Here is a 24,470-nt window from a genome sequence, read left to right on the forward strand (position 1 = left end):
GCAGTTCAATTCGATCGGGGCAGCCCGACCTGACGTATGTCGACTGACCGACCAATTAACCTCCGGGTGACACTTGGGTTCCCCGGGCCCTTTGGATCGGGCTGACGGCGCTTCATTGCGCTCGGAAAGAGATCTGCAGCGGTCGTATTCGAAAGCCTGAATGGCTTCGAAGAGAGAAGCTTTATTGAATCGGTGTCCGTCCTACACCGGCGTATAGATCACGAGCTTCAGCGCGGGATCGTCGTTGGCCTGGAAGCTGGTGTGCTCGAAGTGCAGCACACCTTTGGTCGGATGGTTCATGGTCTTGCGCCCCGAGATGGTGCTGCGGATATCGTGTGCCTCCCACCATTTGACGAATTCCGGACTGCCCTGGCGCAGTCGCGTGAGCAACTCCGTGAAGGCGGGATCGCCGGCCCAGACGTCGTGGGTCGCGCGAAACATCGCCACCATGGCCTTGGCGACATCCGCCCAGCCGGCGCCGTAGGATTTTCGCGTCTGCTTGTTGGTCATCATGAGGAGCAGCGTGTTGCGATCCTGCTCCGGCAATCGCCCGAAGGCGAAGACGTCCTCGGCAGCCTCGTTCCAGGCCAGCACGTCCCAGCGGCGCCCGGTGATGTAGGCCGGCTGGTGCAGGCTCTCGATCATCCGCCGGATCGGCGGCGGCACGATTTCGCGCGTGAACGGGCGCTTGTCGCCGTCGCGCGCCAGCGCCCTCAGGTGCGCGTGCTCGGTCTTGCTGAGGCGCAGCGCGCGGGCCAGTGCGTCGATCGTGGTAACGGACGGGCTGACCGTGCGGCCCTGCTCGAGGCGGATGTACCAGTCGACGCCGATGCCGGCGAGCTGCGCGACCTCCTCGCGGCGCAGCCCCGCGGTGCGTCGGCGCCGGCCCATCGGAAGCCCGACGGTCTTCGGCGACAGCTTTTCGCGGCGGGATCTCAGGAAGTCGCCGAATTCAACCCGGCGTGGATCGGCCATGACGCGTGTCCTGCGATGGAGGGCCCAACGAATACTAGGATAATACCAGGCCTTCCTGCGCTCTCCAAGACAGCGCATAGGGCTTCACCCGACCTTGAGGTGAACATCATGAAAGCTGCCGTGCTCAAATCCTTTGGATCGCCGCTCGTGATCGAGGACGTTCCGGACCCAGCCATCGGCACCGGCGAGGTGATCGTCGACGTCGTCGCCACGCGCGTGCTGTCCTACATGAACGAGGTCCTCGACGGGACGCGCAATTATGCGCTCGACCTGCCGATCGTCCCGGGCCCCGGCGGCATCGGCCGGGTCCGCGCGATCGGTCCGGACGCGACCAGGCTTGCCGTCGGCGACTGGGTGTTCTGCGATCCGACGGTACGCTCGCGCGATGACTCCGTTGCGCCCGATATCGCGCTGCAAGGCCTCACCGCCGCCGGGCCCGGCGGAATACTTCTGCAAAAGCACTTTCGCCATGGCTCCTTCGCCCAGCAGATGCGCCTGCCGACCGAGAACGTCAAACGCCTCGGCGCGATCACGTCGGAGGAAGCGACGCGCTGGTGCGCGCTGGGCACGCTGCTGGTGCCCTATGGCGGCTTCCTCGCCGCAGATCTTCGGCCTGGCGAGACCGTGCTGGTGAGCGGCGCCACCGGCAATTTCGGCAGCGCTGCGGTATCCGTTGCGCTGGCAATGGGCGCGGCCTGCGTGGTGGCGCCGGGCCGCAACGAAAAGATCCTCGACGATCTCGTCCGCCGCTTCGACGACCGCGTGAAGCCGGTCAGGCTCACCGGTAACGAGGACGACGACCGCGAGAGCATGAGGCGCGCCGCGCCGGGGCCGATCGACTGCGTGTTCGACATCATGCCGCCTTCGGTGAGCCCGACCGTCGTGCGGGCGGCGGTCATGACGGTGCGCGCTTACGGCCGCATCGTGCTGATGGGCGGCGTCGGCATGGCGGGCGGCGCGGGCCTCGAGCTGCCCTACCCCTGGATCATGCGCAACTGCATCAGCATCCACGGTGTCTGGATGTACCCTCCGGATGCGGCGAGCCGCCTGATCGCGCTGGTGCGCGCGGGGCTGCTCAGGCTGGACGAGTACAAGGCGACGGCCTTCGACCTCGACCATGCCAACGAGGCGGTCGAGCACGCCGCAGCCAATGGCGGGCCGTTCAAATTGACGGTGATCAGACCTTGAGCCCTAGGGGCGCGGCCGAGCGTGGTCGCCGATTTTTTTCGCCAATCCCGCCAAGCACTTGGCTACTGTGCATGGGGTTGTTTTCGCAAGATTGGCTATTCGAGCTCGACCACCTGGCCGTTCGAGAGCGAGACGCGCCGGTCCATGCGGCCGGCGAGCTCCATGTTGTGGGTCGCGATCAGCATCGACACCCGCGTCGCCTTGACCAGCTGCATCAGCGCCTGAAACACGTGATCCGCCGTGTGCGGGTCGAGATTGCCGGTCGGCTCGTCCGCAAAGAGCACGCGCGGCGCGTTGGCGACCGCACGTGCGATCGCAACACGCTGCTGCTCGCCGCCGGACAGCTCGGCCGGGCGGTGGGTGATGCGGTCGCCGAGGCCGAGATAGCCCAGGATCTCCTTGGCGCGCTTGACGCTCTCGGACTTCTTCAGGCCGCGGATCATCTGCGGCAGCATGACGTTCTCGAGCGCCGAGAACTCCGGCAGCAACCGGTGCGACTGGTAGACGAAGCCGATGTCGGTGCGGCGAAGCTGCGTGCGCTCGATGTCGGGCAGCTGCGAGGTCGGCGCGCCCGAGACATAGACCTCGCCGGAATCGGGCGCTTCGAGCAGTCCTGCGATATGCAGCAGCGTCGACTTGCCCGAGCCCGACGGCGCCACCAGCGCGACCGACTGGCCTGCCCACAGCGCCAGATTGGCACCGTCGAGGATCGTCAGCGGCACCTCGCCCTGCAGGTACTGCCGCTTTATCTCGTGGAGATAAATGACCGGTACATCTTCCGCCCCCTGCTGCTGCTCCATCAGCCCCTCACTCGTACCGCAGCGCTTCGACGGGATCGAGGCGCGCGGCGCGCCACGACGGATAGAGCGTCGCCAGGAACGACAGCGTCAGCGCCATGACGACCACCGCCGTGGTCTCGCCGACGTCGATTTCAGCGGGCAGCTTCGACAGGAAGTAGAGTTCCGGCGAGAACAACTCGGTGCTGGTCAGCCAGGACAGGAATTGCCGGATCGATTCGATGTTGAGACAGATCACGAGGCCAACGCAGAAGCCGACCAGCGTGCCGACCACGCCGATCGAGGCGCCCGTGATCAGGAAGATGCGCATGATCGAGCCCTGCGAGGCGCCCATCGTGCGCAGGATCGCGATGTCGCTGCCCTTGTCCTTCACCAGCATGATCAGGCCGGAGACGATGTTGAGCGCGGCGACAAGCACGATCATCGTCAGGATCAGGAACATCACGTTGCGCTCGACCTGGAGCGCATTGAAGAAGGTCGAGTTGCGCTGCCGCCAGTCGACCAGGAACACCGGCCGACCCGCCGCCTCCGTCACCGCCTTGCGAAAGGCGTCGATCCTGTCGGGGTTGGTGGTGAACACCTCGATCGAGGTCACGTCGTTGCTGCGGTTGAAATAGGCCTGCGCCTCGGCCAGCGGCATGAACACGAAACCGAGATCGTATTCGGACATGCCGATCTCGAACACCGCAACGATCTTGTATGGCTTGATCCGCGGCGTCGTGCCCATCGGTGTCACCGCGCCCTTCGGCGCCACCAGCGTCACGCTGTCGCCGGCATGCAGCGACAGCTGGTCGGCCAGGCGCCGGCCGATCGCGACGCCCTGCCCGTCGTCGAAGCCTTCGAGCGAGCCCTGCTTGATGTTCTTAGCGATCGAGGTGAGGTTGTTGAGATCGTCGGAACGGATGCCCCGCACCAGGACGCCCGAGGCGTTCCATGGCGATGACGCGAGCGCCTGACCGTCCACGACGGGCGCCGCGAGGCGAATGCCATCGACCTGGCTGATGCGCTCGGCGACGTCCTTCCAGTCGGTCAGCGGCGATTCCAGCGGTTGGACCAGGATATGGCCGTTGAGGCCGAGGATCTTGTCGAGCAGCTCTTTGCGGAAGCCGTTCATCACGGCCATCACGATGATCAGCGTCGCGACGCCCAGCATGATGCCGAGAAAGGAGAACCCGGCGATGACCGAGATGAATCCCTCCTTCCGCCGCGCACGCAGATAGCGCGCCGACAGCATCCACTCGAATGGCGCAAAAGGCGCAGTTTGCACGGTTTCGGTCATGGTCTCATCCATCGCTCGATAATCCCATGATTCGGGGTCAATTGTGGCCGGATTGGCGGCCGCGATCTCGGGCGATGAACAATATTCAGCCGACCAGCCTTATCAGCCCACAAGTCTTGCGACCGCGTCGGCAGGCGACATCGTCTCGCGAGCGCCGTCGCTGCGTCGTTTGATCTCGACCTTGCCGTCGGCGAGCCCCTTCGGTCCGATCATGATCTGCCAGGGGATGCCGATCAGGTCGGCGGCGGCGAACTTGGCGCCGGCGCGCTGATCGGTGTCGTCGTAGAGCACGTCGACGCCCTTGGCCGTGAGCTCCGCATAAAGCTTCTCGCAGGCCGCATCGACGGCCGCATCGCCCTGCTTGAGGTTGAGAATCGACACGCGGAACGGCGCGACGGCCTCCGGCCATTTGATCCCGGCATCGTCATGGCAGGCCTCGATGATGGCACCTAACAGGCGCGAGACGCCGACGCCGTAGGAACCGCCATGGATCGGCACGTCGACGCCGTCGGGGCCCGCCACCAGCGCCTTCATCGGCTCGGAATATTTGGTGCCGAAATAAAAGATCTGCCCGACCTCGATGCCACGGGTGTTGACCCGCTTGTCCGCGGGCACCTCCCGTTCGAAGCGCGCGGCGTCGTGAACGTCCTCCGTCGCCGCATAGACCGAGGTCCATTGCTTGATGATCGGCGTCAGGTCGCCGTCATAATCGACATCCTCGCCCGGCACCGGCAGGTCCAGCACGTCGCGATTGATGAAGACGCCGGATTCGCCGGTTTCGGCGAGCACGATGAACTCGTGGCTGAGGTCGCCGCCGATCGGGCCGGTCTCGGCGCGCATCGGGATCGCCTTCAGCCCCATCCGCGCGAAGGTGCGCAAATAGGCCACGAACATCTTGTTGTAGGCGACGCGCGCCGCGGCCTCGTTGAGGTCGAACGAATAGGCGTCCTTCATCAGGAACTCGCGGCCGCGCATCACGCCGAAGCGCGGACGCTGCTCGTCGCGGAATTTCCATTGGATGTGATAGAGATTGAGCGGCAGGTTCTTGTAGGACTTGACGTAGGCGCGGAAGATCTCGGTGATCATTTCCTCGTTGGTCGGCCCGTACAACAGCTCGCGCTTGTGGCGGTCGGCGATGCGCAGCATCTCCGGGCCATAGGCATCGTAGCGGCCGCTCTCGCGCCAGAGATCGGCGAGCTGCAAGGTCGGCATCAAGACCTCGATCGCGCCGGAGCGGTCCTGCTCCTCACGCACGATCTGTTCGATCTTCTTCAGCACACGGAAGCCGAGCGGCAGCCAGGCATAGATGCCGGCCGCCTCCTGCCGGATCATGCCCGCGCGCAGCATCAGCCGATGCGAGACGATCTCCGCCTCTTTCGGATTTTCCTTCAGGATGGGCAGAAAGAACCGCGACAACCGCATGGTAATACTCTGGGAATCAGTGATCGTCCGCAGTGAAACCGGATTGAGAGCGAAAATACAAGGCCGAGAATGAGGAAAAGCCGCTAACGCGGCGAAATTCCTCATCATTTTTCCGTCGGCCCAACGTTCGGCCCGCTGTGTGATGTGAGGATCCGTCTCACTTCATTTTCATTCCCGAATGATCCGGCATTTTCTTCATGTCCATGTGACCCGAGTGCCCCGCATCGCCCGGCGCCTGCGCGCCGACGCCCTGGACGTCGAGAGAGACGGCGACCTTGCCGGCCTTCTCGAATTGCAGCGTCACGGGCACCTTGTCGCCCTGCTTGAACGGGCCCTTCAGCTCCTGGAGCATCAGGTGATAGCCGCCGGGCGCGAGCTTCACCTTTTTGCCGGGATCGATCGCGAGCCCCTTGTCGAGCGGGCGCATCTTCATCACGCCGTTGTCCATGGCCATCTCGTGGATCTCGGCCTTGCCGGCGATATCGGCGGACACGCCGACCAGCCTGTCGGCCGCCGTGCCCTTGTTCTCGATGATCAGATAGCCGCCGGCGACCTTGGCACCGCCCGGCGTCGCACGGCTCCACGCCTGTGAAATGACGAGATCGCCGGCCTTGACATCGTCGGCGACCGCCGGTGCTGCACAGAGTGCAAGAGCGAACGTAGCGAGCAGCACATCTTTCAGCCTTGTCTTCATATCGGTATTTCCTTTGCAGATTGAATTTCAGTGTTTGGAGAGCTGCTGCGCCGACCATTTCTCCAGGTCGGACATTTCGGCAGAGCCTTCGATCGTCGTGATGCTCCCGTCCCGAGAGATGAGCATCGTCCTGGGGATGTCGCCCTGCCAGGCAGGATCGATCTCGAACCGCAAGCGCTCGACAAAGCCGTCGTTGAAGATGAAGTTCTCGGTCGACGACAGCCCCGCCTTGTCGAGCATCGATTGCGTCGCGGCCGGCAGGTTCGGCACGAGGTCCGCACTGACCGTGACGACATCGATTCCGGGATGGTCCTTCGCAAACTTCCCGAGCAACGGCAGCTCGACCTTGCAGGGCCCGCAGGTCACGCCCCAGAAATGCACGAGGGTCGGACGACCTGCATGCCCGGTCAGCACGCCTTGCCAGGTGCCGCGTTCGAACGGTTTGAGGCCCGGAGGCGATCCGAGGGCAGACGCCGATGCGAGAAGGATACCCAGACCCAGAATGGTTGCAAATCGACGTCTCATCGTTGGTCCTCGATCGCTGTGAGGCGATAGCCATCTGCTTTCGTCATCCATGACAGGTAGACCTGTCCGGCATTGGCGACGAGCAAGGGATGATCGGATGTGTCGGTCGTGCTCGAGATCGCCTTCGGTGGCGACCAGGTTTCGCCATCGTCATGAGAGATCGTCATCTGGACCGCGGTCTTCTCGCCATCGAACTCCTTCCACACCATCACCGTCCCTGCCGGGCCCGCGAGCACGAAGGGGCGCGTCGGATTGCGATCCGGCCGCCCCAACGCCATCGGCGCAGAGAACGTGCGGCCCTCGTCGCGCGAGTAGGCGTAGAACAATCCTTTACGAGCCTTCCCGTTCGTGTACCAGGCGACGTGATAGGTTCCGTTCGGCCCGATGGTGAGGCTGGGGCCGTGGTGCGGGCAGGCATTGATCTGCCAGTCGTCGTTGCTGACCCGATGGATTTCCCCGGGCGTCGAGACGTCGGTGAATGTCATGATCGCGTGATCGCGCACGCCCCCCTCGAAGATGTTTCTGAAGATCACGGCCGGCCGGCCGGGTGCCGCGAACGTCAGCCCCAACCGGCAGCACTCGCAAGTGCCTTCCCGCGCGAGACGGGCCTCGGTGTAGGTGGCGCCGCCATCGGCGGACGAGGCAAAGAACAGCGCTGCTCCCTCGTACTTCCGTCCCGCCTCCCTTGCAGGGACGCGATTGCGCTTGTCGAGCCAGGCCGCAAAGACCGTTCCGTCCTGATCGAGCGCCAGCGCTTCGAAGCGCTGGCTCTCATTGCTTGCGGTGATGGGCTTCAGCTCCGCGAAGCTCTTTCCACCATCGGCCGAACGCGTGTAAAGCACCTGGCCGTTGAAGGCTTCGTCCCTGAAGATCGAGAACGCGACGGCAATGCCGCCCTTGCGATCGACCACGATCTTCGGCCGCGCATCCGGTCCCCAATCGAGGTTCAGCCGCTTCGTCGTGACCCGGACGGGGACCGAGAAATTGCGGCCCGCATCCTGCGAGCTCGCGACCGAGACCTGCCCTCCCGCCATCCAGACCAGCCACAGCGTTCCGTCCGGAGCAAAGGCGGGCGTCGCCTTGGTCGCACAGCGCAGCGTCGGCTCCTCACACGCCGCTTCGGACGCATGCGGAGCACGCATCTGTCCGAGCGCCGCACCTTGCAGGAATGCGAAAGCGACGATCCCGAGCAGGCCAGTTCGGATCAATGCCCTACTCCCTTCAATAGCTCGGATCATTTGAACGCCACCTTCATACCCGCAACGAAGGTGCGGGGCGAGCCGGCATAGATCGATCCTGTGGTGTTTGCGAGCACACTCGCAGGATTTTGAAGGCCAGCCGCCGTCACCGTGTTGGCGATGTTGTTTGCCGAAGCGATGTAGGTCCGGTCGAATACGTTCCTGACCTCGAGAAACAGATTCAGCGATCTGAAGGTGTCCGACACCAGATCGGTCTTGTAGTGAACGTTCAAATTGACCAGCTCATAGCCGGGTGCCTTCAGCAGATTCGCATTGTCCATGTAGAAGGAGTCCTTCCACTGCAGTTCGACAAAGCCTCCGAGACCTGCAAGCGGCCCGGCGAACTCGTCATATCCAATTCGCGCCGTCAGCTCGTTGGGGGAGATGCCGGGAATCTTGTTGCCTGCACGGTTGAAGCTGAACACCGTCCCATTGGTGATGTTCTCGACATACTCGGTGTAGACCTCGTCGAGATAGGTGTACGCCGCCGTGAACCGCCAGCCCGGATAGAACTTCCAGTCAGCGGCCAGCTCGATGCCGCGGTGCTCCGACCGTGGCGCGTTGAACGAATAGGATATGCCGGCAATCGGAGTCGCCTGACTGACGATCTCGTTGCGGAAGAACTCGTAGAAGCCGGTCGCGCTAAGCTTGAGCGTGTTGTTCGGCGTCCAATCGAAACCGAGGTCGTAACCCAGATTCTTCTGGGTTTGGAGCTGGGTATTGTTGCCCGACAAACCCGTCGGAAGGACGAAGAGGTTCGAAACCTGCGGAGTGCCGTATCCCGTGGCAACTCGTCCGCGGAAGAGCCATTCGTTGTTGAGATTGTAGAGGAGCGCCAACTCTGGCGCGGCATTTTGAAACTGCCGGTCCGCGGTCGTCAGGGTTGTCGTGGTGATGCCGGTGGGACCCGCGTACGCATACGCGGTGTTTGTCCCCTTCAGTAGCGTGGTCTCCCAACCAATGCCGGCGACCGCCGTCAGCGAGGTCGTCAGCCTGAGCTCTTCCCTGGCACGCACACCATAATTGGTCGTTTCGCTGAAAAGATTGCTCGAGAGCCTGCCGAGCGTGGCATTGCCCCCGGGCATCACATTTCGCGTGTCGCTCGACGCCGTCAGAGTGTTGTAGAAGGCGCCGAAGAACGCGGTCGACTCCATCCCGAAGATCTCGCCGCGCTTGGTGAGATCGCTCATGTAGTTGTACGACGGAAAATCTCCAGTCGAGCTGGTCTGTCCGGTCGGCTGGCTGATGTTCCTGTCGTCGAACACGAACTGGTTGCGCCACGTCATCGTGTTGTCGAAATCGTGCTCCCACCGGCCGCCGACGATGGTCCGCCGGTCGTTGCGGCCGAGGCCGGCCTGCGGGGCCGTTTCCGTGTCGGTTCCGGCAGTCGCGTTGAAGCCGTTGTTGAACAGCCTGACCGTCCCGCATCCCGGCGCGGCGGTGGGACCGGTGGCACATCCCTGCTGAAACGGGTTGACGTAATACTGGTTCAGCGACTGCCGGATCGGCAATCGCGTGCTGAGATCATTGTTGATGATCTTGACCGTGAAACGATCGTCGGGCGTTGCCTTGAGCGTGCCGAGGAAGTTGACGGTCTGCGTATTGAACCAGCTGTTGCCGATATAACCATCGCCCCGCACGTCGCTTGCGAACAGCGAGCCCTCGAAATTGCCGACCTTCTTGCCGGCCGCCATATAGTTGTTGAGATAGCCGTAGCTGCCGCCGTCCACGCCATATTCGACGCCGTCGATCGTGCCGCCGGGCCGTGTCCGGAAATTGAGCGCGCCGCCGGTCGCGTAGTTGCCGTAAAGCGCCGACGACGGGCCGCGGATCACGTCGATCGCGCCATAGGCGTGCGGATCGATCAGGTCGCTCCGCGACAGGCCGTCCGGCTGCGTCACCGGGAAGCCGTCGTCGAAGATCACGAGATTGCGGATGGCGAAACCGTTGCGGGCGTTGGATCCGCGAATCGAGATTCCGAAATCACGGGGACCATTGCCCTGCTTGATCGAAATGCCCGGACTGTCCCGCAAGACGTCGCTGACCGAAAACGCCGGGCGATTGTCGAACTGGCTGCGATCGATGGTCGTCGCGGTCTGGCCGGCCGGCGACTGATTGAGACCAGCCCGCGCTGCGCCGGCAGACCCGGCCAGGTTTTGGGCCGGCGCGCTGGCGGTCGCGTTCTGCGCAACGGGTCTGGCTGCGCGTCCCGCCGAAGCTGAGCGCAGTCGCGATGGCCGGGTGGTTGGTTTGGGACGCGAAGGCTGCGGCGCCTCAACCGTCACCGCGGGAAGCGATTCCGAGGCGCCTTGGGCGAGCGCGTCCGAACCGATCGAGGACACCAGCCCGCAAAGCACGGGCAGGCTCGCGCGGCTGATCGCACGAATGCGTAACATCTCTTGAATTCCTGACATCCGGCACGTCGGCCGGTCCATTGCACACGCCATCGGCACGGCAACGACGCGCGCCAATGGTTCGGTTTGTCGCTACGTCAGGAGAATCGAGGGGGTGCGCGAGCCTGGGCGCTCGAGCCCTTGTAAGCGGGGATGGCGGACACATCCGCCGCGAGCCACACGACACGTTCGGCGTGACGCAAGGGAGTGGCGAGCGCAACCTGCGGCGGCGAATCGAGCGTCGCGTTGGCCTGGGCCAGGCAACAAAGCGCGCACGCGCCGGCATGCGCGGTCGGCGATCCGGTCGGATCATTCGGTCCGCCGCCCTGCTCGCTCGCGCTGTGGCAGATGACGGCGGCGGAAAGCGGATCGGCCATAGCCTGGCCGGCCACCAAGCACGCGGCAATCGGCGCAAGCACCTGCATCACCAGGGCGAGCAGGACAATGGGTAGGAACTTCTGTAGCCGTGCGCGCATCCGCCGAACCATTCGTTCGTCAGCCAACTAAACACTGCAGCCAGGGCCGAGTCGAGGTCAGTTCCGCCGCCTTCTTGGCCCAGCGCAAAATTCTCGAAGACTGTGGTCGCGCGCTCCAGCACCGCCGCCCGTCCGCCGTTTAAGGCAGGGCAACCATCCCAGCCGTCCACAAATTTCTTATACTTGTCATATATTTAGATGACATTGAGCTCGATCGTTTCGTCAACTGCTCGAATTTTGAACATTCGTTGCCGAAAATGATGACAAGTGAGAAAAGTTGATCTAGCATCCCCCTTGCTCAGGCTGGCCGCGAGGTCGAAGTCTGGTGGTCCAAGTCTCGGGAGGAGCCCCTGGCGCGCAAAACGCAGCGTCGCCCCGTCAATCAAGAGCAAATCTTAGAATCGGGGATAATAGGGTCGACACAATTTTCGAGCGGGGCCAGGGCCCCGCTCTTTTTTTACCCGCGCGGCTGAACTGCCGATGAACGTGGCCTCTCATCCAATCCTAGACAACGCGCGGCGATCACAACGCACTCGTTCACCAACGTCGTTCGAGCTCCATCTGGAAACGCAGGCGATGTTCCCCTCGAAGGCAGCGAGTTGGCGAGGGATCGGCGCTCGCATTGACGATCGAAGCGATTTTCGACTTCGCCGGTGAGCGCCGCGGGCATTTCCGGCTGATCGCCTGCGAGGTCGCCTCGCGCGATGCGTACGGCACGCCGCGTCGTCAGGGATACGCCCCGCGATCTGCTTGACGATGAATGGACGCCGCAGATCGCGCAGGCCTGGGATACATTGCCTCGTGGATATCGACGCATGCGCCGCCGCTGCGGCCCGACGCTTTGCGCTGCACCAACACTGGCTGCGGCGATCTCGCGGTTGATTGCAGATTGAGTGCCAACAACTCTTGTGAGAGACTTTCGGACATCGGTCGCGCAAGCAATGACGCGCCGACGACAAAATACATGGGAGCGAGCGATGTCCGGGACGAAAGATTTCTCGACGACGAGGCGCGATCTTCTCCAGGCGGCAGCGACCGCCGGCGCCGCAACTGCCATCCTTGGCAGCATGGGCATAAACCCCGCACTGGCAGCCGCGGTCGGACGCAGCGAGAAGCCGCTGAAGGCGGCCTTCTCCAATGCGGGCCTGCAGGCGACGTGGTGCGCGCAAGGCAAGCAGGCCGCGGAATTCTGGGGCAAGCTGTTCAACGTCGAAGTCACCTGGTTCGACGGCCAGCTCGACGCCGTGAAGCAACGCGCGGCGATCGACAACATGGCCTCGCAGAAATGGGATTTCGTCGCGATCCAGGCCTTCGGCATCGGCACCCTCACCCAGCCGGTGCAGAAGATGATCGATGCCGGCACGCCCGTGATCGACATGGACACGCTGATCGCGCCGCTCGATCAGATCAACGTGCACTCCTTCCTCGCGCCCGACAACGAGTTCATGGGCGCCTCGGTGACGCAGGCGTTGTGCAACGCCATGGGCGGCAAGGGCAAGATCATCATGACGCAGGGCGCGCTCGGGCATACCGGCGCGCAAGGACGGGCCAAGGGCTTCAACTCGGTGGTCAAGCAATTCCCCGGCATTGAGGTGCTCGACACCCAGCCGGCCGACTGGGACGTCTCCAAGACCGCCCGCCTCTGGGAAACGTACCTGACGAAATACCCGCAGATCGACGCGGCGTTCTTCCACAATGACGACATGGCGCTCGCCGCCGCCAACATCATGAAGGCGCGGGGCCGCACCAACATCCTGATCGGCGGCGTCGATGCCATGCCGCCGGCGATCCAGGCCGTGAGCGAAGGCCGCATGTTCGCCACGGTGCGCAATCCCTCCTGCCGCATCCATGGCGGCGCCATCATTGCAGGCGTGTCGGCCGTGGTCGGCGGCGAGAAGAGCGGACAGGGAATCCCGAAGAACGTCGTCACCGACGGCCCGGTCGTGACCAAGGCCAACGCCGCCGGCATGCAGTGGATGCAGGATCACTTCCTGATCTGAGCCTCCAAGACCTGAACTTTCATGCCTGAGGGACAACAGCCCATCCTGGAACTGCAGGGCATCACGAAGAGCTTCGGCGGGGTCGAAGCTCTTCGTGGTGTCGACTTCGCGCTCTATCCCGGAGAGATCCATGGTCTCGTCGGCGAGAACGGCGCCGGGAAAAGCACGCTGATGAAGATCATCGCCGGCGTGCACACCGAATTCTCCGGCCGCTTCCTGGTCGACGGGAAGGAGATGCATTTCCGCTCGGCCCGCGATGCGCACGCCGCCGGCATCGCCATGGTGCATCAGGAGCTCAGTGTTGCGCCCGACCTGACGGTCGCGGAGAACGTCTTCCTTGGCAACCAGCCGATCAACCGGCTGGGCCTCGTGCAATGGCGGCGGATGGCGCGGGAGGCGGGCGAGCAGCTCGCCCGCTTCGGCATCGACGTCGATCCGATGAGCCGGCTCGGCGATCTCCCGATCGGGCTGCAGCAGCTGATCGAGATCGCGCGCGTGCTGTTCTCCGGCGCGCGCATCGTCATCCTGGACGAGCCGACCTCAGCGCTCTCCCCGCCCGAGGTCGAGCGGCTGTTCGCCACGCTCAAGCGGCTGCGCGAGGGCGGTACTGCGATCGTCTTCATCTCGCATTTCATCGAGGATATCTTGCGCGTGTCGGACACCGTGACCGTGTTCCGCAACGGGCGGAAGGTCGCAGAGACGGCAAGCGCCGCGACCAGCAAGGGCGCGCTGATCGAGGCCATGATCGGCCGCGGCGGCGAGGCGCTCGGGCACAGCTACACCGACGATCTGATGCTGCCGCAGCCGAGCGACAGCAAGGTCGTTCTCAAGGCCGATCAGCTGTCGCTGTCCCGCAGCCTTCAGGACGTCTCGTTCGAGGCGCGCGCCGGCGAGGTGCTCGGCATCTACGGCTTCATGGGCTGCGGCCAGCAGGAGCTGTCGCGCATCCTGTTCGGGAAGCTAAAACCGGACGGCGGCACGCTGGCGGTCGAGGGCACGCAAAGAAAATTCGCCAGCACGGCGGCGGCGCGGCGCGCCGGCGTGGCGCTGGTGCCGGAGAGCCGGCGCGACATGCTGTTTCACCAGGAGCCGGTCTACAAGAACATCTCGATCAGCATTCTCGATCGCATCGCGGCCCTGCTGCTCAAGCCGGCGCGGGAGCGCGACATCGCCAAGCGCCAGGTCGAGCAATTGCAGATCCGGCCACCGGTGGTCGGTCTCGATCTCGGCATGCTCTCGGGCGGCAACCAGCAGAAGGTCGCCCTGGCGAAATGGCTCACCTACCCACCGAAGCTCTTGGTGCTGTGCGAGCCGACCCGCGGCATGGATGTCGGCGCCAAGAACGACGTCATCAACATCGTCCGCGACCTCCGCGCCAGGGGGCTCGCCATCATCGTGCTGTCGACCGAGCCGGAAACGGTGCTGTCGCTGGCCGATCGCATCCTCGTGCTCAAGCGCGGCACAGTGGTGCGGGAATTCACGAACGAGCCGGTCAGCAAGGACCGCCTGCTGGAAGCGGCGTGACGGAGAAACACATGAGCAGCGAGACGGCTTTGGCGGCGGGACGGAGGGCGCGGGGCCTTGCGCCCTTCCTGCGCTCGCAGATGCGCAACATCGCACCTTTCCTGACGCTGATCTTCCTGACCGCCTTCTTCGCCTTCGCCAGCCCCTCCTTCGCGACGCTCGACAATCTCGGCAACATCCTGACCCAGGTGTCGGTCACGGGGATCATCGCGGTCGGCCTCACCTTCGTGATCCTGTGCGCCGAGATCGACCTCTCCATCGCCAGCATCGCCAACGTCACGGGCATTGCGGTCGCCTATTTCACGCTGCAGGAATCCTACGTCAACATCGCCAACGTCCCCCTGCCCGGCGCGGTCGCGATCATCCTGTCGATCCTGCTCTGCGCCCTGCTCGGCCTCGTCAATGCGCTTGGCCTGACCGTGATCGGCATCCCCTCCTTCATCATGACCCTGGCGATGATGCAGATCGCCGCCGGTATCTCCGCGCTGCTGGTGCGCGGCCAGATCGCCTACAAGGTCCCGAGCCTGATCACGACCCTCGGCTCCGGCTCGATCGGAGGCGTTCCCTGGATCGTCATCGTCGCCGCCATCATGCTGCTCGGTGGGCACCTGGTGCTGACCTACACGCGCTTCGGCCGCTACGTCTACATGGTCGGGGGCAATCGCGAGGCGGCCGAATATTCCGGCCTCAACGTCAAGCTCATCTTAGGCAGCGTGATGGTGATCTCCGCGGTCTGCTCCGGCATCGGCGGCATGCTCGGCGTCGCCCATTTCGGCAGCGCGCAGCAGAACGAGTTCGACACCTATCTGCTCGACTCCATCGCCGCTGTCGTCGTCGGCGGCACCAGCCTGTTCGGCGGCCGCGGCGGCATCGGCAACACCATCGTCGGCCTGTTCGTGCTCGGCGTGCTCAATAACGGCCTCGACCACGTCAACATCGACAGCTTCCTGAAGATCCTGATCCGCGGACTGATCCTCCTGGCGGCGCTGGTCATCAACGTCTATGCGCAACGCTTGAGGGAAAAAGCGGCGGAGTAGGCGGCGCTCAAAACAAAAACCGCGAAAACAACCCCATGCACAGTAGAAACATGCAGTGAATTCAGCGACTTACCAAGTTCGCGACGACGTGAGTCGACCGCGACGACGGTTTGACTTGTCAGGCAAAACAGGAGCACGATGTCACCATGGCCGCGGTCGTCGCCTCGGCAGTAGCTCCAGCCTTGACCGCACCACATGTCTATCATGCGGCGCTTCAAGCGCCGACCCCGGCCAGCTCCGGCTGCCAATCCCGCAATTTTCGCGCGGCGCCGGTGACGTCAGCGATCGTCCGAAACGCTGCCGTCTCCACCATCATCGCCCTCGCCAGCCGCACCGCACGAGCCTCGCTGGTTGCGCGCCTCCGCGGGTCCTCGATCAGCTCGAAGTCGATGTTGTGGGCGAGGCCGAAGATGCGGCGGATGATCTTGGCGGCGGCGAAGCCGGCCGTGTCGGCGAACAGGCGCTGCATGTAGGCGTGGCGCTCGGCCTCGAGACGTGCGGCGCCCTGCTCACCGGCGAAGAGGCAGACGGGATAGGCGTCGCCGGCGGCCCCACCGCGCCAGAGGTCGAGGAATTTGCGCGCGAACTCGTTCCAGACCTGCGCGACCGTCTCCAGCACCCAGCCTTCGAATGCCTGCCGCTCGCCCGGCGCCCGCTCATGACCGGCTGAGGCGAAATAGGCCATCAAGAGGTTGGCCAGCACCGCGCCGACGTCGAATCCCATCGGACCGTAGAAAGCAAACTCCGGGTCGATCACCCGCGTCTGGCTCTCCGTCACCATGATCGAGCCGGTGTGGAGATCGCCGTGGATCAGCGCCTCGGGGCTCGCCATGAACTTCAGCTTCAGGCGGGAGATCGCGACATGCAGCTCGAGGTCCTCGCGCAAGGCTGCCGCCACGCCGTCGAGATAGGGCGCGGTCCAGCGGTTCTGCTCGGCGATGCGGTAGGGATCGGTGAAGATCAGATCCTCCGTGATCTTGCACAGGGCGTGGTTGCCGGCAAAGGCCGCGATGCCCTCTTTCTTCTCGGCGGCGGAGAGCGCGAGGTCGGAGGTGAAGAACAAGGTCCTTGCCATGAACGTGGTGATGTCGTCCACGAAGCGCGGATATCGCGTTCCGGCGACCAGCCCCTTGCGCATGATGATGTGAGGTTCGAGCAGCTCCATCACCGTCAGCGCCAGCCCGTCGTTGTGATGCAGCACGGCCGGAACGAGGCCGGGCGCGAGTTCAGCCTGCCGCGTCAGCGCGAGGTATTCGTAATGAGCGCGGGACAGCGGCAGCGGCCAGCTTTCTCCGACGAGACGGACATAGGGCAGCGCCTGCTTCACCGCGATGCCGCCGCTGGCGCCCTTGACGATGAAGACGAGGTTGAGATTGCCGTCGCCGACCTCAGTGATGGACCAGGACGCCGGCTCGGCGCCAAGCAATGCCCTGAGCTCGGAGACGCCCGCGAGATAGTCGCGCAGGTCGCCTTCATGCAGAATTCGATAATCCCCTGCCCGGTCCCCGCTCATGACGATCCCATCCCTTGTCTGGACCGGATCGTTACTCCCGATGCTGGAGAGCTCGAGCCGATCCCGGCCATTCTTTTGATCGGATCGTAGTCGCAATCAACGCGGTCCGCCACCTGGGGCGCTGTTGTGCCGGCGCGCAGGACATGGGCGCGAGGTTGTGGGCATCGGGCAACCAGCTGGGACGCTTGGTCGCGAGCCACGATTGGCCGTTTGAGGAACCCAAGCAGGCTGAGACAGTTTTCGGTTTCTAACCTTTCAAAGGAGCTGACCGATGGGTCGCGGAATGCCCTCCATGACCGCCCTTCTGGCGATGCTGGCCATCGCCGGATATCAGAATCGCGACAAGCTGGCTGAGCTGCTGAAAGGCGCGGGGAGCGGCTCGTCCCCGGGCGGTCAGCCGCCGCTTGGGGGCGTGCTCGGCAATCTCGGCGGCATGCTCGGCGCGGGCGGAATCGGGGGCCTGCTCAATGGCGGAATTGGCGAGCTCCTGGAGAGGTTCAACCAGAATGGCCAGGGCGAAATCGCCGACTCATGGGTGAAGCCCGGGCCCAACAAGGACATCTCCTCGCCGCAGCTCAAACAAGCTATCGGCGGCGACGTCCTGGAGAAGCTCGCAGAGCAGACCGGGCTTTCTCAAGACGAGATCATCACACGGCTGTCCCGTGAACTTCCTTCCGCAATCGACAAATACACGCCGGATGGACGCCTGCCCGAAGCATAGAAGCAGCGGCTTAACTCAGAAGAGATGTATCCATGAGCATTCTTTGGACCATCATCATTGGCTTTCTCGCCGGCGTGATCGCCAAGTTCATCATGCCGGGCGACAATGAACCTTCCGGCTTCATCCTGACGACCATTCTCGGCATCGTCGGCGCGTTCGTGGCCTCTTATCTCGGGCAAGCGCTGGGCTGGTATCGCCCTGGTGAAGGGGCCGGCCTGATCGGTGCGGTGGTCGGCGCGATCGTCGTGCTGTTTGTTTACGGTCTCTTCGCTGGCCGGCAACGCCGGGCGATCTAAGCGGTTGAATAGATGATCGGTGCGGCTCGTACACCTCTCCCGCTTGCGGGAGAGGTCGACGCCTCCGGGCGATGCGAAGCATCGTCCCGCGCGCCGCGTGAGGGCTTTCTCCTCGAGGGGATTGTCCCATTGCGGAAACACTCTCTCCCCAACCCTCTCCCGCAAGCGGGAGAGGAAGTGCACCGCCGGTGGCGCAATCAAACCTAATCGCATCATGCTTTAGAACTGGCCGAGACCTGCTGGCGGACTCGCTCAAGCGGAATGTGTGACGGAAGGCTCGCCGGATGCCTGCTTCACGGCGACGCTGCTGCTGCCGCGGCTTGCCGCAGCGTCTCAAAGGCGCTGCGCCAGCCAGATGGTGTGCCCACCGCAATCGGGGTCCTCGACCACATGCGACACGACGCGGAATCCATTCCGATCCAGCAGTGAACGATATTCGGCCGGATCCAGGCTGGCATGATACAGCGGCTCGCCGCCGAACGCTCCGATCTCCTCGCCCTGCGTCGGGCCACTCGTGAACATCAGCGCCGCATCCGGCCTCGCATGGTCGCGAAAAATCGGGAACATGCGGCGCTGGTCGTCAAAACAGAGGTGGAAGAAGCTATCCCAGGCAAGGATGCCGCCAAATCGCCGTCCCAACGCAAGCCGGCGCATATCGGCAACGATCCATTCCTGCTGCGGGAAGCGCCGTCGGCAGGTGTCGATCATGGCCGGCGAGGAATCCACCCCCGTCACGGGATGATCGAGCCCGATCAGATATCTCGCCATCGGCTCTGCCGAGCCGCAGCCGAGATCGAGGACGGAGCCGGCAGGCGGCAGCAGCGCACGGAAACGGTCGAGCCAGGGCTGTTCGAACAGCCTGCTCCGTGCACGGCTCTCGATCCAGTTCGATGCCTTGCGCTGATAGAGATCGATGATGTGGTCGGCGGCGTCCGATGCCATTCGAGAGCTCACGCGCTTCGTTCGCGACTAGAGCATGATCCGGAAAAGTGTGCAGCGGTTTTCCGAAAAGATCATGCTCAAACAAAAACCTAAAGCGCGATGACGATGCATCCCAATCGCATCGCGCTTTAAAAGGTCTCCCGCTCCAGGAAGCTGGAGCCGATGTCGGCCTTCCTCTTGATCGGATCGTAGTCGCAATAGACGCTGTCCGCCACCAGCGTGTAGCTGGCGCTGACGTTGTACTTGTCGAGCTTGACCGAGTTCAGGCCGATCACCGCAGTGCTCTTGCCCCCGTTCCACTTGAACGGCGTCGAACTCTTGGACTGCTCGCAGGCCAACACCGCCTCGTTGAAGACATAGCCCTCGACGAACGCCTTCAGGGTGCGGACCTGCACGGCCATCTTCCATTCGAAATAGCCGATGGCCCCAAGGCCGGCGACGATCAGCACCAGAAGCGCGACGACGATACGCTGAAAAGTCATTGGTTTCCCCCGAACAAGCAAACAAGCGCAAAATTCTAAGCACGCAGTGAGATGAAGCAAGCGCCTCGTCCTTCGAGACGACCGCTTCGCGGTCTCCTCTCCATGAACCACCTGTCTGGCAGGTGGTTCATGGTTCCATGTGCAGCGTCCGCTTTCGGCGCTGGGGGCTCAGGATGAGGCTAACCGACAGCGATGCCCGTTGAGACTGCTGCCGCGCACTCCTGTCCTCATCCTGAGGACCCCGCCAAAGGCGGGCGTCTCGAAGGATGCGCCGCACGAAGATAGATCTAGAACGGCATTCCCATCAATTTCGACAGACGCTCGATCGAGAGATAGCCGGCATGATAGGCCGCTACGCCGATGCCGTAGATCACCGCCGAGATGATCGTGGTCCAGATCAGCTTGCGCCCCATCCGCGTCAGGATCGGCGCGCCGGGGTCCGTGCCGGGTGCGCCGACGCCATCCTCGTGCTGGCTGCGCACGCCGAACGGCAGCGTCAGGAACAGCGCGACCCACCAGATGACGAAGTAGATCGCGATCGCAGTCGATATCTGGATGGCCATGGGACGGCCTTACGCCTGCTCGATCTCGACCAGCGCGCCGGAAAAGTCCTTCGGGTGCAGGAACAGCACCGGCTTGCCGTGGGCGCCGATCTTCGGCACGCCGTCACCCAGCACCCGCGCGCCCTCCTTCACCAGCGTGTCGCGCGAGGCGATGATGTCGACGACCTCGTAGCAGACATGGTGGATGCCGCCATCGGCATTGCGTTCGAGAAACTTCGCGATCGGCGAGGCCTCGCCGAGCGGCTCGATGAACTCGATCTTGGTGTTGGGCAAGGTCGCAAACACGGTGGTGACGCCGTGCTCGGGCAGCGGAACGGCCTCCGAGATCTCGGCCCCGAACGCCGCACCGTAGATCTTCGCGGCCTTGACCGCATCCTTGGTTGCGATCGCCACATGGTTGAGCCGGCCCAGCATGGTTTCTTCTCCCTCAGCGCGTGATCCGGACAAGCGGCGGGCCGCCTTCCCGGGATGCTGACACAGTTACACTGTCAGTACGTGTACCAGACAGGGAGGCTTTTTGCCCCAATGTTCGTTGATCACGGCCCGGACGGCGCGTCGCACCGACTCGCCCAAGGCGTCGGGATCGCGGCGACGCGCCTTCGGCAGGCCCTCGATGGTAGACATCACGGCGTCGAAGACGATGTCATCGAAGGGCTCGCCCGCCCTGTTCTTCTCGGGGATGCCGACCAGATCGACCTCGGGATCGTCGGCGAGCTCGCCCTGCCCGGTCATGGCGATGGCGACGAAGGCGCAGCCGGAGAACGCCATGCGCCGCCGCTCGACCACGGCGCGGGACTTGGAATCCTCCAAGATCGTGCCGTCCTTGTAGAGACGCCCCGACGGCACCTCGCCGACGATGCCGGGATCGCCGGGGCCGAGCTTGACGAGGTCGCCGTTGCGGCAGACCAGCACGCGCGGCACGCCCGCGGCGCGCGCCAGTTTTGCGTGCTCGTGCAGATGCAGGGCCTCGCCGTGGACCGGGATCAGGAGTTGCGGCTTCACCCAGGAGATCAGGTCGCGCAGCTCGTCGCGACGGGGATGGCCGGAGACGTGGACCAGGGCGTCGCGGTCGGTGATGATCTCGACGCCCTGCAGCACGAGATTGTTGATGATCGAGCCGACGGCCTTCTCGTTGCCGGGAATGGTGCGCGAGGAGAAGATGACGCTGTCGCCGCGGTTGAGCGTGATCTCGGGATGGTCGTCATTGGCGATGCGCGCCAGCGCGGCGCGCGGCTCGCCCTGGCTGCCGGTACACAGCGCCAGCACCTTGTCCTGCGGCAGATGGCCGTAGATGTCGGGCGAGCGGAAATTCTGCACGCCGTCGAGATAGCCGGTCTCGCGCGCCACCTGCACCACGCGCTCCATGGCGCGGCCGACCACGACGACCTCGCGGTCGGCAGCCTTGGCGGCGGCGGCCACGGCCTTGATGCGCGCGACATTGGAGGCGAAGGTCGTCACGGCGACGCGGCCCTTGGCCGATTTGACGAGCTCGATGATGGTCCGGGCAACCTCGGCTTCCGACGGTGAGCGGCCATCGCGCACGGCGTTGGTGGAATCGCCGATCAGGGCGAGCACGCCCTGCTCGCCCAATTCGCGCAGCCGCTTCTCGTCGGTCGGGGCGCCCAGGATCGGAGTCGGGTCGATCTTCCAGTCGCCGGTGTGCAGCACCGTGCCGGCTTCGGTGCGGATCGCCAGTGCATGCGCTTCCGGAATCGAATGCGCGACGGGGATGAACTCGACGTTGAACGGGCCGACATCGATGCGGCCCCCGGACGGGATGACGGTCACGGGGATCTCGGGCGCATTGCGCTCGGCGGCGCATTTGGCCTCGAACAGCGCCGCGCTGAACTTGGTGGCGTAGATCGGGCATTTCAGCTTCGGCCAGAGATCGATGATGGCGCCGAAATGGTCCTCATGGGCGTGGGTCAGCACGAGGCCCATCAGGTTCTTGCGCTCCTTCTCCAGGAAGCTGATGTCGGGCATGATCAGGTCGATGCCCGGCAGATGCTCCTCGTCGCCGAAGGACACGCCGAGATCGACCGCCAGCCAGGCGCGCTGGTGGCGGTTGCCGAGGCCGTAGATCGACAGGTTCATGCCGATCTCGCCGACGCCGCCGAGGGGCGCAAATACCAGTTCGTCGGGCCTTGCCATCACGCAGCTCCCACGGAGGCGACGGGGCCGAAGAACACCTCGCCGGCGGCCACCGGCACGCGACGGCCCTCCGCGGTGCGGACAATCAGGCAGCCGGTGTCGTCGATGGTGTCAAAAACGCCTTCCAGCGTCATCGTTCCCGTGTGGATCGCGATCTTCTCCCCGAGGCCGGCAGCGCGTTCGAGCCAGAGCTTCCGGATCTCGGCAAAGCCGCGGCCATTGTCCCAGATGCCGCGGAACTCGACCCAGGCGTCCGAGAGAGCCGAGAACAGCTCCTCGGCGCTGATCTGGACGCCGAGCGCGGCCAGCGACACCGCGGGCGTCGGGGTGCCCTCGGGCGCTGCGACCACGTTGGTGCCGATGCCGACGACGATGGCGAGACCCTTGCCGACGGCCTCGGCCTCAAGCCCAATGCCGACCAGCTTCTTGCCGCCGGCGAGCACATCATTCGGCCATTTCAGGGCGTAGCGGGGGCGGCCCTCGCCGAGGCGGAGCGCGGCCTCGAGGCTCGCCTTCTCCAGCGCAGCCTCCTCCGCCAGCCCGGCGGCAAAGCCCAGCGTGGCGGCGACGGCCGGAGCGACGTCCATGACTTCGAGGATGCTGGCCGCGAGATTGCCCCTGGGCGCGACCCACGCGCGCTGGCGGCGGCCGCGGCCGGCGGTCTGTTCCGATGTCACGAACCACATCGGGCCACGCTCGCCGGCCCTGGCGCGCTCGATCGCCTCGGTATTGGTCGAGCCGGTCCGCTCGAAAGCTGCGAGCTTATAGCCCGCCGACAGTGCGCGAGAACCGAGCGCGAAAGCCATCCTAGAACAGCGACTTTGCCGCGGCGGAGGCGACGCTCACCACCGGACCTGCGAACAGCGCGAACAGGATGTTGAACAGGCCCGCGACCGCCAGCACCGTCCGCACTTCGATGCGCACCGGATCGACCTGGCCCGCCGGCTCGTCGAAGTACATCGTCTTGACGATGGCGAGGTAGTAATAGGCACCCACCACGCTGGTCAGCACGCCGATGACGGCGAGCGTGAACAGGTTCGCCTTGATGGCGGCGACGAAGACGTACCATTTGGCGAAGAAGCCGGCGAGCGGCGGGATGCCGGCGAGCGAGAACAGCAGCATCGCGAACATGAAGGCGAGCAGCGGATTGGTCCGCGAGAGGCCTGCGAAATCGCTGATCTGCTCCACCGCCTGGCCGTTGCGCTTCATGGCGAGGATGATCGCGAACGAGCCGAGCGTCATCGCGACATAGATCACGATGTACATCAGGACGCCCTGCGCGCCCTCGACCGTGCCGGAGGCGAGGCCGACCAGCGCGAAGCCCATGTGGCCGATCGACGAATAGGCCATGAGGCGCTTGATGTTGCTCTGGCCGATCGCGGCGAACGAGCCGAGCGCCATCGAGGCGATCGACACGAAAACCAGGATCTGCTGCCACTGCGAGACGATACCGGGGAATGCGGTCAGCGTGACGCGGGTGAAAACGGCGAGCGCGGCCACCTTCGGCGCCGAGGCGAAGAAGGCGGTGACCGGGGTCGGCGCGCCCTCATAGACGTCGGGCGTCCACATGTGGAACGGTACCGCCGAGACCTTGAAGCAGAGGCCGACGAGCAGGAAAACCAGGCCGAACAGAAGGCCAACATTCGAGACCGTTGCGACCGCGGCGATGCCTGCGAAGCTGACCGTGCCGGTGAAGCCGTAGATCAGCGAGGCGCCGTAGAGCAGCATGCCCGAGGACAGCGCGCCGAGCACGAAGTACTTCAGGCCGGCTTCGGTCGACTTGGCGTTGTCGCGGTTCGAGGCCGCCACGACGTAGAGCGCCAGCGACATCAGCTCGAGCCCGAGATAGAGCGAGATCAGATCGCCCGCCGAGATCAACACCATCATGCCGAGCGTCGAGAGCAGCACCAGGATCGAATATTCGAAGATGCGGCGCGACGGATCGGACAGGAACTCGGTCGACAGGATCAGCGTCACCGCCGAGCCGATCAGGGCCAGGATCTTCATGAAGCGGGCAAAGTCGTCGGCGATGAAGCTGCCGCCGAAGGTCACCTGCTTGCCCGCGGGCTGCATGTAGACGAGCGCGCCGACCACGATCAGGAGCACCACCGAGAGCAACGTGACCGTCCTGGTCGTCTCCTGCCCGCGATAGGCTCCGAGCATCAGAAGCGCCATCGCGCCGACCGCGAGCACGAGCTCGGGCAGCACCGGCGCCAGTTGATAACCTGCAGTCTCAAAGCTCATGGCGATATCC

At 64.3% G+C, this 24,470-nt stretch carries 23 protein-coding genes and 1 pseudogene; 7 read left to right on the top strand and 17 right to left on the bottom strand.

Annotation, left to right across the window (positions count from 1 at the left end; all coding sequences use genetic code 11):
* Positions 1 to 201 precede the first annotated feature (201 nt).
* Positions 202 to 975 carry a helix-turn-helix transcriptional regulator gene (locus tag FJV43_RS00160; RefSeq protein ID WP_239623828.1) on the bottom strand — a complete coding sequence of 258 codons (774 nt, stop codon included), beginning with the start codon at positions 973 to 975 and terminating at the stop codon, positions 202 to 204.
* 108 nt (positions 976 to 1,083) lie between these two features.
* Here FJV43_RS00160 and FJV43_RS00165 point away from each other — a divergent pair, with 108 nt between their 5' ends.
* Positions 1,084 to 2,163: a zinc-binding alcohol dehydrogenase family protein gene (locus FJV43_RS00165; RefSeq protein ID WP_239623829.1), complete on the top strand. Its 1,080-nt coding sequence runs from the start codon at positions 1,084 to 1,086 to the stop codon at positions 2,161 to 2,163.
* Positions 2,164 to 2,258: 95 nt separating this feature from the next.
* On the opposite strand, the gene FJV43_RS00170 is transcribed toward FJV43_RS00165, so the two are convergent.
* The 8 genes from FJV43_RS00170 to FJV43_RS00205 all read right to left on the bottom strand — a co-directional run bounded on the left by FJV43_RS00170 (position 2,259) and on the right by FJV43_RS00205 (position 10,987).
* Complete coding sequence (locus FJV43_RS00170; RefSeq protein WP_028177652.1) at positions 2,259 to 2,963, bottom strand: ABC transporter ATP-binding protein; 705 nt, start codon at positions 2,961 to 2,963, stop codon at positions 2,259 to 2,261.
* 7 nt (positions 2,964 to 2,970) lie between these two features.
* A complete protein-coding gene (locus FJV43_RS00175) occupies positions 2,971 to 4,251 on the bottom strand; it encodes a lipoprotein-releasing ABC transporter permease subunit (protein ID WP_239623830.1) in 1,281 nt (426 codons plus the stop codon).
* A gap of 90 nt (positions 4,252 to 4,341) precedes the next feature.
* Positions 4,342 to 5,661 carry a proline--tRNA ligase gene (gene proS, locus FJV43_RS00180; protein WP_194393724.1) on the bottom strand — a complete coding sequence of 440 codons (1,320 nt, stop codon included), beginning with the start codon at positions 5,659 to 5,661 and terminating at the stop codon, positions 4,342 to 4,344.
* Between the two features lie 157 nt (positions 5,662 to 5,818).
* A complete protein-coding gene (locus FJV43_RS00185; RefSeq protein ID WP_239623831.1) occupies positions 5,819 to 6,355 on the bottom strand; it encodes a copper chaperone PCu(A)C in 537 nt (178 codons plus the stop codon).
* Positions 6,356 to 6,382: 27 nt separating this feature from the next.
* Complete coding sequence (locus tag FJV43_RS00190) at positions 6,383 to 6,880, bottom strand: TlpA disulfide reductase family protein (protein ID WP_239623832.1); 498 nt, start codon at positions 6,878 to 6,880, stop codon at positions 6,383 to 6,385.
* Positions 6,877 to 8,088 carry a sialidase family protein gene (locus tag FJV43_RS00195; RefSeq protein WP_239623833.1) on the bottom strand — a complete coding sequence of 404 codons (1,212 nt, stop codon included), beginning with the start codon at positions 8,086 to 8,088 and terminating at the stop codon, positions 6,877 to 6,879. The genes FJV43_RS00190 and FJV43_RS00195 overlap by 4 nt, the downstream gene beginning before the upstream one ends.
* A 26-nt stretch (positions 8,089 to 8,114) precedes the next feature.
* Positions 8,115 to 10,514: a TonB-dependent receptor gene (locus FJV43_RS00200; protein ID WP_239623834.1), complete on the bottom strand. Its 2,400-nt coding sequence runs from the start codon at positions 10,512 to 10,514 to the stop codon at positions 8,115 to 8,117.
* A gap of 95 nt (positions 10,515 to 10,609) precedes the next feature.
* Complete coding sequence (locus tag FJV43_RS00205) at positions 10,610 to 10,987, bottom strand: DUF2946 domain-containing protein (RefSeq protein ID WP_239629792.1); 378 nt, start codon at positions 10,985 to 10,987, stop codon at positions 10,610 to 10,612.
* A gap of 549 nt (positions 10,988 to 11,536) precedes the next feature.
* Here FJV43_RS00205 and FJV43_RS00210 point away from each other — a divergent pair.
* The 4 genes and pseudogenes from FJV43_RS00210 to FJV43_RS00225 all read left to right on the top strand — a co-directional run.
* Positions 11,537 to 11,869, top strand: a pseudogene (locus tag FJV43_RS00210) (hypothetical protein); the annotation flags it as partial.
* Positions 11,870 to 11,964: 95 nt separating this feature from the next.
* Positions 11,965 to 12,987 (top strand): sugar ABC transporter substrate-binding protein, encoded by a 1,023-nt coding sequence (locus tag FJV43_RS00215; RefSeq protein WP_028177658.1) that lies wholly within the window; start codon positions 11,965 to 11,967, stop codon positions 12,985 to 12,987.
* Positions 12,988 to 13,008: 21 nt separating this feature from the next.
* Positions 13,009 to 14,511 (top strand): sugar ABC transporter ATP-binding protein, encoded by a 1,503-nt coding sequence (locus FJV43_RS00220; protein ID WP_239623835.1) that lies wholly within the window; start codon positions 13,009 to 13,011, stop codon positions 14,509 to 14,511.
* Between the two features lie 11 nt (positions 14,512 to 14,522).
* The gene (locus tag FJV43_RS00225) at positions 14,523 to 15,548 is read left to right on the top strand and encodes an ABC transporter permease (protein WP_239623836.1); all 1,026 of its coding nucleotides are present in this window, start codon (positions 14,523 to 14,525) and stop codon (positions 15,546 to 15,548) included.
* A gap of 214 nt (positions 15,549 to 15,762) precedes the next feature.
* Here the strand turns inward: FJV43_RS00225 and mtnK are convergent, their stop codons facing one another.
* The gene (gene mtnK / locus FJV43_RS00230; protein ID WP_239623837.1) at positions 15,763 to 17,061 is read right to left on the bottom strand and encodes an S-methyl-5-thioribose kinase; all 1,299 of its coding nucleotides are present in this window, start codon (positions 17,059 to 17,061) and stop codon (positions 15,763 to 15,765) included.
* A gap of 271 nt (positions 17,062 to 17,332) precedes the next feature.
* On the opposite strand from mtnK, the gene FJV43_RS00235 reads away from it, so the two are divergent.
* On the top strand, positions 17,333 to 17,782 hold the full coding sequence (locus FJV43_RS00235) for a YidB family protein (protein ID WP_239623838.1): 450 nt from the start codon (positions 17,333 to 17,335) through the stop codon (positions 17,780 to 17,782).
* A gap of 32 nt (positions 17,783 to 17,814) precedes the next feature.
* Positions 17,815 to 18,078, top strand: coding sequence for a GlsB/YeaQ/YmgE family stress response membrane protein (locus tag FJV43_RS00240; protein ID WP_028178196.1), 264 nt, complete (start codon positions 17,815 to 17,817; stop codon positions 18,076 to 18,078).
* Positions 18,079 to 18,411: 333 nt separating this feature from the next.
* Here the strand turns inward: FJV43_RS00240 and FJV43_RS00245 are convergent, their stop codons facing one another.
* From FJV43_RS00245 to nuoN, 7 genes are all read right to left on the bottom strand, one after another.
* A complete protein-coding gene (locus FJV43_RS00245) occupies positions 18,412 to 19,020 on the bottom strand; it encodes a class I SAM-dependent methyltransferase (protein ID WP_239623839.1) in 609 nt (202 codons plus the stop codon).
* Between the two features lie 128 nt (positions 19,021 to 19,148).
* A complete protein-coding gene (locus tag FJV43_RS00250; protein ID WP_239623840.1) occupies positions 19,149 to 19,502 on the bottom strand; it encodes a hypothetical protein in 354 nt (117 codons plus the stop codon).
* A gap of 287 nt (positions 19,503 to 19,789) precedes the next feature.
* Positions 19,790 to 20,065, bottom strand: coding sequence for a DUF1467 family protein (locus tag FJV43_RS00255; RefSeq protein ID WP_028178199.1), 276 nt, complete (start codon positions 20,063 to 20,065; stop codon positions 19,790 to 19,792).
* 9 nt (positions 20,066 to 20,074) lie between these two features.
* Positions 20,075 to 20,479 (bottom strand): methylmalonyl-CoA epimerase, encoded by a 405-nt coding sequence (mce, locus tag FJV43_RS00260; RefSeq protein WP_239623841.1) that lies wholly within the window; start codon positions 20,477 to 20,479, stop codon positions 20,075 to 20,077.
* A gap of 66 nt (positions 20,480 to 20,545) precedes the next feature.
* Entirely contained in the window at positions 20,546 to 22,216 is a 1,671-nt protein-coding gene (locus FJV43_RS00265) for a ribonuclease J (protein ID WP_239623842.1), read from the bottom strand.
* Positions 22,216 to 23,022 (bottom strand): biotin--[acetyl-CoA-carboxylase] ligase, encoded by an 807-nt coding sequence (locus FJV43_RS00270; protein ID WP_239623843.1) that lies wholly within the window; start codon positions 23,020 to 23,022, stop codon positions 22,216 to 22,218. The genes FJV43_RS00265 and FJV43_RS00270 overlap by 1 nt, the downstream gene beginning before the upstream one ends.
* 1 nt (position 23,023) lies before the next feature.
* Positions 23,024 to 24,460, bottom strand: a complete 1,437-nt coding sequence (gene nuoN, locus FJV43_RS00275) for an NADH-quinone oxidoreductase subunit NuoN (RefSeq protein ID WP_239623844.1) — start codon at positions 24,458 to 24,460, stop codon at positions 23,024 to 23,026.
* Positions 24,461 to 24,470 lie beyond the last annotated feature (10 nt).

Source organism: Bradyrhizobium sp. I71, from assembly GCF_022354745.1.
In the GTDB taxonomy this organism is placed as follows: Bacteria; Pseudomonadota; Alphaproteobacteria; order Rhizobiales; family Xanthobacteraceae; genus Bradyrhizobium; species Bradyrhizobium liaoningense.